Here is a 14,539-nt window from a genome sequence, read left to right on the forward strand (position 1 = left end):
TGAGTTGCCGACCCAATAGAGGTGGTTCCGTCAGCAGATCGCAATGAAAAACATTGCCCTCTGAACTCCCGAGCACGCGACGATTACGAGAGCTTCTCAGCCCAGATCGGGCAAACCATCCATGGTCCTGCTTTACCAAGCTCAGCCAGGGCTGAACATCAGATAGAACCACCAGCACGACTGGCAGCCCTGGGGCTGTAAAGAAACATGCTATCCGCCTCAGTACCGGACAGCCCTTCTTGATCGATTTAGGAGACCGCGACCTCACACTCTCAGCCGCTCATCAATCATTTGTTAGGTCGTCTCGTTCGCCGCCAAGGATGCGGCCCACATTGACGGTGCCGTTGAAGGCATGACTGTTCTCGCTACGATTTCGCATACGCTCTGCTTGACATTCCACACAATCGCACGACCGACCACTTGGACAATCTACTATCCGTCCTCCATGACGAGTTCGACTCTCAGGTTCTTAGTGCCTGCGGGACTCGGCAAATGAGCTAGATCTATCCGCCTAGGTGAATTCGGTGGGCCAGCAACAATGATTTAAGCGTCGCACACCGCGTCTGGAGCAGGAAATGATCTGGCAACCGAGCGCTTCCGGAAGCAGGCTCTTCAGCCAGAAAGTCGCTCAGTGCGAAACAGAGCGCTAGCTTCAGAACGTAGGGTGCCTGGTCTGTCGCAATGCTCGTCGTGCGGGGATAGTGGCTGCGCGACTTTGGCAAGCTCGGCAAAGATCGGAAGCATTGGAAAACCGCCGAAGAGAGAGGCGCCAGCGGCCGCAAAAGAGTCGGCCAGGAAAAGGAATCTGCGTCGATCTCTTGCGTCCGGTACGACAGAACGTAGATAGCTCGTGTGTTGCTGGCGACTCTCGAATACTCCCTAAACCTGTCCGAAGCGCTTCCTCTTCGCTTGCATGTGAGGGGCATTCTTGCAGTCACCTTGAACCTGGCTTGATCGCGAAATTACAGCCTCCTGAGCTCCGTGCGGTTGAATACCTGCCGTCTGGAGGTCCTCTTCTAACCAGGCGCTCTCCCGCAGTCGCACGAAAAGCAAATTGGACTTTGTCGCGTCGGGAGATCGGAGCGGGCCCCCATTTTAGCAAAAACATTGAATCCGGTCGGCGCTCGAGGTCCGCCTCTGTCGTTTTGCTTGCGGGTCGTTGAGTTCATGACATTCGCGCCTGAAAGTGGACATGAAGACACGAGTATGCGCTGGCACGGCACGCCGGTGGGGGCCCGCGCAATTCAGACAGGGACGGCAGACATGCTTAATGGCACGTCGATTGCTGGGAAGATGGAAAAGAAGACGCAGGCTTGGCGCCCTCCCAAGCACAACTCGGAAATTCCAAACCTCGTTTGACCCGGCTTGTCATAAGTGTGACACACGTCCGTGGAGAAGACATGACGCCGCATGCGCCCGATCAAACGCCGGAGACCCAGTGCGGCAAAGACGGATCGATGTCGCCGCCTATCGGCTGCTTTGCCAGCCAGCCTCAATACCAACGGCAACAGCTGTATCTCGGTCAGGCTTCCGCGCCCTTAAGCCGGGAAGTTACCGTGCGCAATCTCATGCATTCCATACAGCTTTGGGGATGCCCTCCTCGCTATTAAATCACGCGGCGTCGCCATGCGCGCGTATGAATGACGCGCGAATGATCGGAAAACACGGAGGACGTTTTATGAATGCACCACCAGAAAAGATAACTCCCGAAACCCACGCTGCGGCTGCGACCTGGGCTCATCTGTCCCCCCTACTCGTCGAGATCCGTGCGCGTCGCAACGAGTTTGGCCGAGTGCAGAAAATCCCAAAAGAGATCATAGACGGCTTCAGGCGTGTCGGCGTCTATCGGGCTATGGTCGCCAAGCGATTCGGCGGCGAGGAGCGAACGCCAGCCGATTTTTGTCGCCTGATCGAGCGCATCTCCGAGGCCGACGGATCCGCCGGTTGGGTTGCCAGCTTCGGGGATGGGGCTCGCTACCTCGCTGCTCTTCCGGACGACACGCTTCGAAAAGTGTACGCCAATGGGCCGGACGTCGTGTTGGCGGGCGCGCTTTTCCCGCTCCAGCCCGCCAAGCGATGCACCGATGGATTTGTCGTGAACGGCGTGTGGCCATTCGCTAGCGGCTCGCCGGGGGCAGATTTGATAGGAGTTGGTATCACAGTGGAAGGCGAGCCGACCGGAGACCTCCCGCGCGTAGCGGTGATCCCGGCCGAGAAGGTAACAATCCGGCCCAATTGGGACGTCATCGGACTACAAGGCACCGGAAGCCACGACGTTGTTGTCAGCGACGTCATTGTGCCAGAGGAATGGACTTTGATCCGCGGTGGTCCGGCGACACTTGATGGGCCGATCTATAGTTACCCATCCGTCGCTTTCGCCGCGCAGGCGCATGCGATTGTGGGCATCGGGATTGCACGTTCCGCAATCGACGAGGTGCTCGCCATGGCCGGAAGCCGCGCCTCGATCACTGGAGCGCCTGTGATGGCTGAGCGCGGCTATGTCCAGCTTGAGATCGCCAAAGCCGAAGCCATGCTACGTTCCGCTCGTTCCTTCTTTTACGAGACCACGGAGGAGCTGTGGAAGCAAGCGCTCACGGGTGAGGTAAATCTGAGCACCACGATGCTGATGCGGCTCGCCGCTACGAACGCCGCGCAGCGGGGCGCTGAGGTCTGCAGGATTGCGAGCGGCCTTGCTGGAACTCAGGCGCTCTATACCACCGGCAATCTCGCACGCGCCATGTGCGACAGCTTCGTGGTTGCCCAGCACGCAGCTTTAAACGAGGGAACGCTTCAGAGCGCTGGCCGCGCTCTGCTCGGCACTGCAATACAGCCGGGCTTTCCATGAAGTGGGGCACGCACGGGCAAGCCACACGCCACGCGAACGAATTACCGGACCGGAGTCGTGATGTGGTCTGCCGCTGAGGACTTGGCGCCTTGTTTCAATGTGGACAAAGACAGCTTTGGGCTGTCCCTCTTCAAAAATCCCACTTCATATCCTGGAGCGCAGGTTCGTTGTCCGAACATAGCGCGCCATTATTAGCCTCTACAGCCCTGCCCCGATCATTGACGTGCCGAGCGGGACCACCTGAAATTCTGCGCAACGGCTCGCGGTTCAACTCACACTTGCCGCTTGGGCCGCACGGTGCGGAAGACGCTCTGCATTGCGCACTTCCTAGCACTCACCCTTGCGCTCATCGATGCGGCACGCCAACGCGCTGGCAACGGCCGTGCGACATTGATATGAAGCGTACTGTACACCGCCGATCGGAATTAATGGATCAATTCGGCCTTGGCGGCTGCTGGCGGATCAGCATCGACGGCGCGCAAGAGAAGCTGCGGCCCATGAGGTCGCGCATCGCCCAACCGCTTATCTTGCGGCTGAAGAGATCCATGTCGGCCGCCAACACAGCCAGCCCTTTGCCGTTGCGATCGAGCGATATCGGCGAGCTGGACCGGTTCGGGCTACGCCGATGAAATCGCGCGATCAGGTTCGGCGTGATCAACATTAGATCGTAGCGACTGTCGCTAGAGCGAAACCGACGTAGCGGCGTCACGAGCGCCCGCCCCGCTGCTACATCGGCCGTTCGATCGCAGCGGCAGCACCACGGCCTGCCTGCTCGGGACCGCGTGGACCCGAGAACTGCCATGGCGCTGCCCCCCGATGGACCGGCCGACGTGCACGCCGGCCCAATGCCAGCCCGTCGCGCTGCCTGTCCGGCTAGCGATGGCCGCTTGCCTTGACGATCACCGCTGTGCAGCTACGACCATCATAGAGTCCGCTGGTCAAGCCTTCCGTGAATGAGACGTCGATATGGGTAGCTGCTAGAGACGCGTATTTTTGAGCAGCACATCACCTTCCACAGTGCGCGGATAGTGAGCCGCCACTTCAAATGATGGCAATAAGTTAAGAATGCCTTGCAGGGTTAACTGCCCTTCGTAGAGCTCGCGGTCACTATATTCGGTGTAGATGAAGCGCGTGTTGCTCAAGGTCCGCATTCCGCCGGCGATAACGTCGGCTTCGGCTCCCTGAACGTCCATCCAGATGAAATCAATTGCGTCCACGTTGGCTTCTCTGCACCAGTCGTCCAGCCGCCGTGTTTCAACCGAGACAGGGTGATCAAACCGAACCCAATCATACTCGGTAAGATGGTTCTTTGGCCGGCGTATTGAACCGGATAAGTCCCAATCCTTCGCATCCCCATCTGCATTGCTCGGATGGAAGTCGATCGTCCCGTTTCGATCACTGATGGCGATTTCAAGCAGCTTCACCCTGTCGAGGGATGGACCGAGCTTCCTCTTGAAGCGCGCGATCGCTCGGGGGTCCGGCTCAAAGCAGTAGAGCCTGGGTTGCGGGCACAGCTCGAGAAACTTTTTCGTATCAGTCCCATCATTGCAGCCAATATCCAGGATGACCGGATCCGGCTTCTGAAGAAGTGAGAGGATGTGCTGATGTACTTCTACGGACGACACAGCTGCTCTTCCATGGTGCGCGGAGATCGGATGATTTTCGACTTCGAAACCGATCACACGTCAGAAGCCGCTGCACAACGTATATCAAGGTATAAAGTTCATATATGCGCCAGCACCCCTTGATCCACGACAGCCGTTTGGATGCCATCGACATCAAACGGAGAGCCTGTCGAACAGCTCGCGATGCAATTCTCGAACTTATCGTCGGAAAAATGCGGCCTCGGAGAGCCAGATCGTCGTCCTACTTTTCCAATTGCCGAAAGAGCGCCTTGGTCCGAGCGTCACCTATCGGAAATGTTTTCTGGCGCGTGCCGATCAGAGTGCCCCTCGTGCAGAGCAACAGCCACTCCGCTCGATGACGAGTGGTGCGAAAATGTGCTCTGCCCACTGACGGCCGCCATCTCAGATTGGCTGACGGTAGCTCCCGGCGATCCCTTCCTCGGAATCGTCGGTGGAAGCGAAGTCGGTGAAAGCACCGGCCCACGCGTTGCTAGGCGTGATCCTGCTTTCGCGGCATGTTCAAATTTCTTAAAATGCTGTGGCCCTAGGATAACCAGGCTCAACTCAATAGGCTTTGAGCGGCGCGCCGCGGCCGGACACGCATCATTCGCTACGATGGTGACCTGGCTTGGAGCACGCCGCGTCTTACAAGAAACAGCTCTCGGTTTTTCGAGATCGTTGCAAACTTCTTCGCATGCACGACTACGACAGCTTTGACGAGCCGCTCTTCGATATTACTCGTGGACTGCACGCTGCGCCGACCCCAGCTGCCAGATGATGCGTCAGGTCGTCATGTGCAATCCCGGCACCGTCCTCGACCGGCGGCGTTTCGGTTGGTGCAACGCCAACCGAGCAAAGTTGAAGTATCCCAAGGACCGATGCAGGTGTCTCGAAGAAACGCAATGTCAATTTCACGACAGCAGGGCGGCCGTGCACCTCTGCACGTTTGCTTCCGGACAAACACACACGCAGTCCGGTCAATGCTTCAGCAGAACTGGAAGGATAGATCGCTCAGCGCATTTCTGGCCTGACTCTTGCTACGAGGGGCTGGTCACATTCTGTCTAACGCCAACTTGTTCAAACGCGCAGGAGACCTCTATGCAATTCCGACCGCTTCACGACCGCGTCGTGGTTAAGCGCATCGACGCCGAAGAGAAGACCGCAGGCGGCATCATCATTCCGGACACAGCGAAGGAAAAGCCATCGCAGGGCGAGGTCATTGCAGTTGGCCCGGGCGGCCGCGATGATAGCGGCAAGCAGATTCCGATCGACATCGAAGTCGGTGACCGAGTGCTGTTTGGCAAGTGGTCCGGCACCGAAGTCAAGATCGATGGGCAAGACCTGTTAATCATGAAGGAGAGCGACATTATGGGCGTTCTCACCGAGGTGTTCTCGAAGAAGAAAGCCGCCTGACACAGGGCTCGCAGCAGCCCCTCCTGAGGAGTGCCCATCGGGCGCGCTAAAGGATGAACCAATAGGAATTGAGGGAATTTGTATGTCAGCCAAAGAAGTCAAGTTCGGAGTGGAAGCGCGAGACCGCATGCTGCGAGGCGTCGACATTCTCGCCAATGCCGTGCAGGTCACGCTCGGCCCGAAGGGCCGCAACGTCGTGCTCGACAAGTCGTTCGGCGCGCCTCGGATTACCAAGGACGGCGTCACCGTCGCCAAGGAGATTGAGCTCGACGACAAGTTCGAGAACATGGGCGCCCAGATGGTGCGCGAAGTGGCTTCGAAGGCCGCGGATGCAGCCGGCGACGGCACCACCACCGCGACCGTCCTGGCGGCCGCGATCGTGCGTGAAGGCGCCAAGTCGGTTGCCGCCGGCATGAACCCGATGGACCTCAAGCGCGGTATCGACCTCGCGGTCGAAGCCGTCGTGGCGGACCTCGAGAAGAACTCAAAGAAGGTCACCTCGAATGAGGAGATCGCCCAGGTCGGCACAATTTCGGCCAATGGCGATGCCGAGATCGGCAAGTTTCTCGCCGACGCGGTGAAGCAGGTCGGTAACGATGGTGTCATCACGGTCGAGGAAGCCAAGTCGCTCGAGACCGAACTCAACGTCGTCGAGGGCATGCAGTTCGACCGCGGCTACATCTCGCCCTACTTCGTCACCAACGCCGACAAGATGCGCGTTGAGATGGACGACGCCTACATCCTCATCAACGAGAAGAAGCTCTCCTCGCTGAATGAGCTGCTGCCGCTGCTCGAGGCCGTGGTGCAGACCGGCAAGCCGCTGGTCATCGTCGCCGAGGACGTCGAGGGTGAAGCGCTCGCGAGCCTGGTCGTGAACCGCCTTCGCGGCGGCCTGAAGGTCGCGGCCGTCAAGGCTCCGGGCTTCGGCGATCGCCGCAAGGCCATGCTGCAGGACATCGCGATCCTGACAGGCGGCCAGGCGATCTCGGAAGATCTCGGCATCAAGCTTGAGAACGTCACGCTCAACATGCTCGGTCGCACCAAGAAGGTTACGATCGACAAGGATAACACCACGTTTGTCAACGGCGCCGGCAAGAAGGCCGACATCGAGGCGCGCGTGGCCCAGATCAAGGCGCAGATCGAGGAGACCACCTCGGACTACGACCGTGAGAAGCTCCAGGAGCGTCTCGCCAAGCTCGCCGGCGGCGTCGCGGTGATCCGCGTCGGCGGCGCGACGGAGGTCGAGGTGAAGGAGCGCAAGGATCGCGTTGATGACGCGATGCATGCCACCCGCGCGGCGGTCGACGAAGGCATCGTCCCGGGCGGCGGCGTCGCCCTGCTCCGTGCCTCCGAGCAGCTCAAGGGCCTGCCTACCAATAACGACGACCAGAAGACCGGGGTCGAGATCGTTCGCAAGGCGCTGTCTTGGCCGGCCCGCCAGATCGCGATCAACGCCGGCGAAGACGGCTCGATAGTGGTCGGCAAGGTCCTCGATAACGAGCAGTACTCTTTTGGCTTTGATGCGCAGACAGGCGAGTACAGCAACCTTCTCTCCAAAGGCATCATCGACCCGACCAAGGTCGTGCGCATCGCGGTCCAGAACGCCTCCTCGGTAGCCGGGCTGCTGATCACGACGGAAGCCATGGTTGCCGAGCTGCCGAAGAAGGCGACGGCTGGTCCAGCAATGCCGGCGGCTCCAGGTATGGGCGGTATGGACTTCTGATCCCTTCAAGTTCTCGATGACATGTGAAACCCTGGCAATAATGTCAGGGTTTTTTTGCATCGAGCGGCCTGTAGCCTGCCAGCCGCGGAAGGATTGGGCCATCGGCCTATCCATGTGCGCCGCGGCTGGACTCGGACGCAATTTTCTTGTGACCATTCCTTCGGGCACTGAGCGAGAGTGGAAGATCGTCCATCGGACGTGCTGGTGGATTCGTTGTCGATGCTGATGGACTCGCCTAGCCCGAAAGTCACAGAGACAATCATTTTCTGTCGTAGCTGATACAGCGGAGCCGCGCGATCCAATAGCGCTGGGCTAGTTATGTTTTAAGCATCCTGCCACCTTCTCGCTGGCACATGGCATTATGCCAGTTTCATTGAAGGGATGGGCTTGTGCTTAGCTCGATTATACCCTTAAGCCAGTCGTCCGCTAGGCGGACAGCAGGGTTCAAGGCAGGAGGGCATCGATCCGCACAGGCCGCTACGCCTGATGCATCGCGTCGGGTCCGTCAGCTTTTGGACAGCTTGTCGGTGTACAATGATCTTGAAGTTAGCGGCGCGTGGTAGGGACAGCGCTAGCCCCGAGTATGCGTGGGGATTTCGGCGCCGAGTCACGTTTCTGCTAACTTCAACCAGTAGTGCGGGCGTGGCAGAGATAACGTCTGGTCCATCCAGCCCGACCAGCGCCGAGTCGCGCCCGCGCTGCTTCCGTGAGACTGGGATCAGATCCACACAGGCGATGGTCTTCCAAGTCAGCTTAATAGCTCGCTTGCGCTCGCTGCGGCCGAGAGAGCTCCTAGTCTTAGCTTCAGGATGTCATTCCGATTATCGGCAAGTTAATCCTAAAATGGCTTTGTAGCCCAGCTCGGCGCACAATTCGATTGAGACGCTTGGAACGAGACAGGTGCTGTAAGATCACTGAGTCAGATCGCGGATGAGGCCTTCACCGAAGCCAGAAGTCAAGTGCAGCAACGAGGAGAAGACGCGGATTGTCGCGGAGCTCCTAGCGAGCGAGGACTGGGTTTGTGCGCCGGTGCGAGGGCATGCGGATGTGCCCAGCAGCAGCTGTCTGGTTGACGAACCCACTATAGAAGCGACGATTCCGATGCAGACGAACTAGAGCTTCGTGCCGACTGTGGATGCCTGGTCCCAACCTTATCCCTGAGCGCGCGATTGCGCGCAGGTAACGAAACAGGTTCGCCAAACGGGCCGCCGATCGTGCCTGAGTGCAAGCGCAGGCGATTGAGGCTTTGAGGGGCGAGGGCGGGCTCACGAACTTGAGTGATCGGCCAACCTATATCGCTGAACATTCGCCCCTCTCCGCACTACGTCCAGAGAGCTTCCGTCTAGAACACCGACTGAACATCGTCAGAACCGCGCCGGGTGCATCATGGTTGGCGATGCGACTGTCCCGCATCGACCGATGAGGTTCCGCGCGGCATCGGGCAAGTCCGTTGCAACGTCGGAAGCCCTCACGCTATCCTTTGTGTGACGACAGTCGATATATCAAGGTTGTTCGGGGGGCTGCCGTAGCGCTCCGCCAGACTCTTGAACAACCCTCCGACCCGATCTGACGCAACAGCAAATTCCCCATAGTTGGGATCAAAGAGGGTCGTCGTTCCATTCGACGTCGCCGTCGCGATCGAGTGGCCGCCACCCCCGACGAAATTCAAGCGGACCCAATAGCGGGACGCATCCTGGGTGACCTCCTTCACGATCTTGTCAATGCGCGAAGATGTACCAAACCTATGTCCCGTCTGTTCACCAGACGGTTCTAGGCCGGCGTTGCGTAACATCGTGCTTTTTGCCTGGAGGTTGTGAGACCCTTCCGCCGTATCCTCTTTCAATGAAGTCAAGACCCGTTCATACTCCCCCTGCCGCCTTGCCGCTGAGCTGTGATTTTCAGTCCCCGGGAGCAGAGCCCTCATTCGGGATGAAGGGTTGCTTGGGAGACTAAGGAGCCACTCCGCTACCAATCCAACACAAATTCCGCTGACATTGGCTTCGGACAATTCAGCAGTCCTGTAATCGAACAGATCACGGACAGGACTACCGGCTGAGGATAGCTCCGAGCTGGAGGACAGAGAGGATGTGCTGTGGCGCGAGGTGCTTGGACTAGAATCGATTGCATCTGAGGTATGTGGCTTGCTGAAGCAGAGCCCCATTCGGTCGACCGATTCGTCTGACGGCAGGCTCTCCCGCCGTGCGACTTCGGTGAGTGTTTGCGCAAATTCGCTACTGTCTGCGGGCCTACTCAATTCATCAGCTTGGCCAGGGCGTGTGTATTCGCCATCGACTCGATTATACATGCTGGTCACCTGCTTCTTCGGCGTACGCGTCCTCAGAGGGAGCGCGCAGCTTTCCTGCGGCTGATATCGCGGCAAACTGACGAAGAGCTGACCACCAAACAAGCTTGCGGAAGCTACCGCCGCGTCGGCAAATTGGTTGCGCGACAGTCCCTGTTCATTGAGGCAGTGGTCGACCAGCTAGTTACTCTTGCACAGTGACGCGGGCGCCGCTCGGCCGGCACAACTTCGCCTCCAAAGAGTGCGCAATTCGCGTCTTTCAAATCGCTCCGTGATCGGCCATCGGCCAGCGAGATGCCGTTGCTGCCGCTCAGGCACCTTCAGCGCAGATCCGCAAAAACTGGTTTGAACCTGCCAAGACCCAAATTACGATCTATCGGTCTCTCTATAACAATGGCGCAGACATTCCCCCCGAATCAGGGTGCATTAGCAAGCTCCTGTTTGACAGCGGCATTTCAGAGCAGCCCGCCGTGCACAATGCAACAGTCGAGCGAGCCTGACATGCACCCGCTTGTGACACCTCATTTCGGGACGCGGAACCTGTGCTCCTGCAACCGCTCGACACGTCTGCTCGAACGTTGTTAACTCAGCCCGTCATGCTGTCGCGCTGATCCGCGCGAACAACGTTGCCGCATCTGAGGGACTTAATCCAACGACGCCTACGAAGCTCGGGGACGTCATCGGAATGTCTCGATAAGTGGAGCTCCACAAGTGAAGGCAATATCGGCTGTTATTCACATACCGCGATTGTGCCGGATGCAATTGCATGACGCTCTCCCCTTCATCCCAGAACAGGTCTTTGACAAAGCACATCTCCTCCCAGTTTGGACGACGCCGCGGGGTCGAAACAGCGACATGCTCCCAGCCAGGATGGACAAATGCAGTTATCTCGAGTTCACACCCGCAGGGCCCCTGTACAAAGAAAACACCGCAAGGTCCTGATCCCGGAGCAGTAGCGAACTGGCCATGTTGCACACGGCCAGCCTCCAGCTTGTCTATCATCTGCGCTCGCACGCCCGCTCCTTTGGGTCTTGGATAGCACTAAGCTCTACGTAGATGACGTTGTCGCACAACAAGTCAAGCTTCTCGGTTCTCGGCCCAGCGTTCCTGAATCAGTCTACAGCGTACCATCCGCAAAAGCGGTAGATGTCTATCGTCATTCACGCGCCTCTTATTCCTCCCGTGCTCGAATTGCGGCCTCGGTGCCGCTGGTTGCTCGAGCATGGGCGGTAGCACGGTCTGCGCGTTGGGCGAATTGACCCACCGATCGGACCTTCCTGCTACTTATGTAAATGCGTCATTGAGCCTCTCCGAGGCGAAGCAGTTTGCCATCGCTGCCAGGCATTCACTGCTCATCGCCGGCAGAGCGCACATCGCGCTCGAGCACACGAAGTTGGCGGCTGTTGAGGCTCCACCTCCTCTTCAACGAATTGGCCTTCATCATGGCGCGCCCCGATTGGCGGCGACATTTAGATCTCATGATGCTGGCAACACCAGTAGCGGCACCAGATAGGTGGGGGCCACTTGCTTCGTGAGGGAGTACTTCATGACTCGCGGCCTCCTCGCCAAGGCTCAGCGTTCCTAATGCGCCACTTATGTGAAAATGATTCAGTTCTATGGCGTCCAAATCGGTGCAGATAGCCGCGGACGTCTGGCACGCCCCTTCTTCGAACTGATACATCCAGCGGGTCGCCTGCGATCTTGGTCGTAAGCTAACGGTCAGGAACAATGGATAGTCATCTCATTGACTGCAACGGCGAGTATCGCCCGATCTTTTCCGCGCCACTAAGATGCAGCTCTTAACGCGTTGTCTAGGGCATGTCACTCGCGAAGCGCTCACCCTTTGCTGCTAATGGGGGTGTCGTTTCCGACATAAATGTCGCGACTTCGACGTCGCGCAACTGCTTCGTGTGACGAACCCATCTCATCAAACGCGCTGTCGACAGTTCTACCTCCTGGCATGTCGCTTGCTGTGCTGCCAGAACGCGACCTTGCTGTACCAAGGATGCATGAGCAATCAATCGGCCGAGTGGTCGTCAGGCAACTATCATCGATTCTCATACTGCCTACGAAAGAGGACTGCTAACTTATGAGTGATAGGAGGCATGCAAAGCTTGGCATATTTCTGTCGACCTGCGCGGAGCGCGATGAAACGACACATTGGCGCGCAACAAAGCACTCAATGGTCAAGCATTTCGGCGCCGATCGTCCCTCCCTGCAACCCCGGAAGAGGTTGAACTGGGGCCTTTGCGCCGCACTTCTCATAAATGCGCTGCTTTGGGCTGGAATCTACTGGGTCATCACATCGTTCTTCTGAAAGACTCTCGCGCGTGGCAACCGCGCGAGGCGGCTCCTAGGGCCTATCCCAAGCCGCGGCCACCAGGGCTGATGCCAGTGCGCATTTCACTGCTACCTGGATATAGAATGCGCTGCTCCGGCGGTCGCAAAGGGGAGGTCGACGCATAACCCCGATGGCTCAAATTGGCGACACTGACATGCGTTGCAGCCGCGACCAAGTGCCAAACATTGACCAGTAGCAGGTCAATGCGTCCGTACGCAGTTGGCATCTTGGCGTCCTCGTTAGGCGCAACGGATTGACTGCAAGTGAGAACGAGTACTCCCCATTCCCATCATGTGAAAGGTCCCGGCTCCCGCAACGCCCCTGCAGGCGGGATTGACTCGCTTGCTGAGCGATGTCTGCCTAGCCATTGGAGCGGGTATAACAGGCTGAGGCCTTTATGTGAGGTAGCGACGCTCTAAAGCTCTTGCTCAGGCCACGTATCGTCCTCGTTTTTGCGCATCTGCCACACGAGGGCACGCCGCGCTAACTTGTCGTATTCCAAGGCGATCTTAAGCAGCCTGTCTTTGGCTTTTCCGTCATCGAGCCCTGCCGCTTTCTTTCGCGTTGCTTCCGCGCGGCCTAGCCAGTGATCGGGCTGGTAGAGTTTGCTTTTCGAATTCATGCCGAGAGCATGCAACTCGTAGATCAAAGAATTGCGACACCGACGCTCCGTATCATCACGTAGGAGCCACGCTCGCCGCCGCGGCTTCCGAAGCAGTCAGGCCCAGTCCAGGCTAATAATTCAGAAACGGCTAAGTACGCGTTGCAGACGATCCTTGTAGGAACAATGCACAGGCACCGACATCTTAAGACCATCGGTCCCGAGAAGAGACTTGAATCGCACGCAGCGTCAGATTGTAGGGTTCTAGACAAGTGGAGATCACCTCTGACAATCGCGTGATTCCTGACAGTTTACGAGAATTGCCAATGTCTCAAGTACCTACACTCGCCCAGGACGATCGAATAGAGAGCCTAACATCATTCCGATGCAGACCTGCCCGCGATTGATCGAATGCTATTCCTGTCACTGCTGGACGAAATCGCGCGTTGCGGAGTCTGCACGGCAGGACTCCTATCACCGCAGTCTCCCCTGACCCAACGCAAGACGAGACCTACCTCACAGACAACCCCACCCAACCTCTTCACATAAAGTGGAACAGAAGGGCGATGATACTAAACATTGTCTCAGCGCGTCATCATCGTCGCGCTTGCAAGTCCGAATGCGTCATCAACAACGACCTAAGCACATCTGGTTTGCCTGATCTCTTTGCCTCGCCAGAGCTGGCCTGTGCCGCTTCGAGCCGGCATCGCGCCGAGTCCTCCGTCACTCATCGGCCTACGATTAGGCCGCCCCATAGTCCCTCAGGTCATGTCAGGCGGGCCCAAGCAATGCCACGAGACATCGAGGCATGCACCGGCCGCACAACCACCAGCAGCTCCAAAAAGATCATCTGCTGCGTCGGCGCAACCGCTAGTACTTCCCCCTTTCGTGAGGCTCTGCCGGTATGGAAGGTGTCGTCCCTGTCATGCTGGACAGATGACGCGCTCCGTACGGTTGGCAGGTGATCGCTCCGCGGGGCAAGAACAATAAGTAGCTCCACCGAATCAAAGAAATGTCATGAATCGAAAACAACGAATTCAGTTGGCTTCGTGCCTCAGACTCTCCTACCGCCCCGTCGCTCTTGGCCTGGCAATGACAACTGTAATGCTCGGGCCGCTCAACGCGCGTGATCGAACGCCGACCGCAGAGGAGAAAGAGGCCTGCATGGAAGACGTGTTCCGCCTTTGTAGTAGTCAAATACCAGATCGCACCGCTATCACTGCCTGCCTCAGATCCAGGCAAGATCGCCTCAGTCAGCAATGTCGCGACGTGATCTCCGGGCGGGACATCAGCAATAAGAGCAGCGGCTCGAAATGAAGATGCTGAGACCTGTCCGTCCGCCTCCTCTCCAAAGACGTCGCCCCAGCTTGACATGCAACACGTCACTCGAGGGGCGCCGGGCGGCTCACCTCTTCATGCGGGCGGATCAAGGACGCGTCCTCGCTTCTTGAAGGCTGTCGCGCACAGGCTCATTTGCGCCCGGCGAATTTATTTCGTAGAGCCAGCTGAGCGCGGCCTGAACTCTTCAGCACGATATACTCATAGTGCGTGGGAAGCCCATCAGCGGCTCCGCTACGCCGGCGCCCGGAAAGCCAAGACTAGCCGCCACTATCCTATCGACGGCACCATCGATGGAGAGAGCTTGACCCTCACGTAGCGTCAGGTTGTAGCGTCGCCACCGATGCCCAC

8 protein-coding genes are annotated in these 14,539 nt (G+C 58.1%); 3 read left to right on the top strand and 5 right to left on the bottom strand.

Annotated features, from left to right (window positions below):
- Positions 1–1,651: 1,651 nt before the first annotated feature.
- Positions 1,652–2,845 (top strand): flavin-dependent monooxygenase, encoded by a 1,194-nt coding sequence (locus ACM42_RS01885; protein ID WP_271526431.1) that lies wholly within the window; start codon positions 1,652–1,654, stop codon positions 2,843–2,845.
- A gap of 433 nt (positions 2,846–3,278) precedes the next feature.
- Here the strand turns inward: ACM42_RS01885 and ACM42_RS01890 are convergent, their stop codons facing one another.
- Together ACM42_RS01890 and ACM42_RS01895 are read right to left on the bottom strand one after the other, a co-directional pair.
- A complete protein-coding gene (locus ACM42_RS01890; protein WP_271526432.1) occupies positions 3,279–3,503 on the bottom strand; it encodes a hypothetical protein in 225 nt (74 codons plus the stop codon).
- A 319-nt stretch (positions 3,504–3,822) separates the two neighbouring features.
- Complete coding sequence (locus ACM42_RS01895; RefSeq protein WP_271526914.1) at positions 3,823–4,470, bottom strand: FkbM family methyltransferase; 648 nt, start codon at positions 4,468–4,470, stop codon at positions 3,823–3,825.
- 1,098 nt (positions 4,471–5,568) lie between these two features.
- On the opposite strand from ACM42_RS01895, the gene groES reads away from it, so the two are divergent.
- Both groES and groL read left to right on the top strand, forming a co-directional pair.
- On the top strand, positions 5,569–5,883 hold the full coding sequence (gene groES, locus ACM42_RS01900) for a co-chaperone GroES (RefSeq protein WP_128948479.1): 315 nt from the start codon (positions 5,569–5,571) through the stop codon (positions 5,881–5,883).
- A gap of 82 nt (positions 5,884–5,965) precedes the next feature.
- Positions 5,966–7,606 carry a chaperonin GroEL gene (gene groL / locus ACM42_RS01905; protein ID WP_271526433.1) on the top strand — a complete coding sequence of 547 codons (1,641 nt, stop codon included), beginning with the start codon at positions 5,966–5,968 and terminating at the stop codon, positions 7,604–7,606.
- Positions 7,607–9,074: 1,468 nt separating this feature from the next.
- On the opposite strand, the gene ACM42_RS01910 is transcribed toward groL, so the two are convergent.
- From ACM42_RS01910 to ACM42_RS01915, 3 genes are all read right to left on the bottom strand, one after another.
- Entirely contained in the window at positions 9,075–9,911 is an 837-nt protein-coding gene (locus ACM42_RS01910; RefSeq protein ID WP_333920992.1) for a YopT-type cysteine protease domain-containing protein, read from the bottom strand.
- A gap of 591 nt (positions 9,912–10,502) precedes the next feature.
- On the bottom strand, positions 10,503–10,910 hold the full coding sequence (locus ACM42_RS38570; protein ID WP_442868885.1) for a DUF7694 domain-containing protein: 408 nt from the start codon (positions 10,908–10,910) through the stop codon (positions 10,503–10,505).
- Positions 10,911–12,664: 1,754 nt separating this feature from the next.
- On the bottom strand, positions 12,665–12,898 hold the full coding sequence (locus ACM42_RS01915) for a hypothetical protein (RefSeq protein ID WP_128948446.1): 234 nt from the start codon (positions 12,896–12,898) through the stop codon (positions 12,665–12,667).
- Positions 12,899–14,539: the final 1,641 nt, after the last annotated feature.

It is taken from the genome of Bradyrhizobium sp. CCBAU 25338 (assembly GCF_028128965.1).
GTDB lineage: Bacteria > Pseudomonadota > Alphaproteobacteria > Rhizobiales > Xanthobacteraceae > Bradyrhizobium > Bradyrhizobium liaoningense.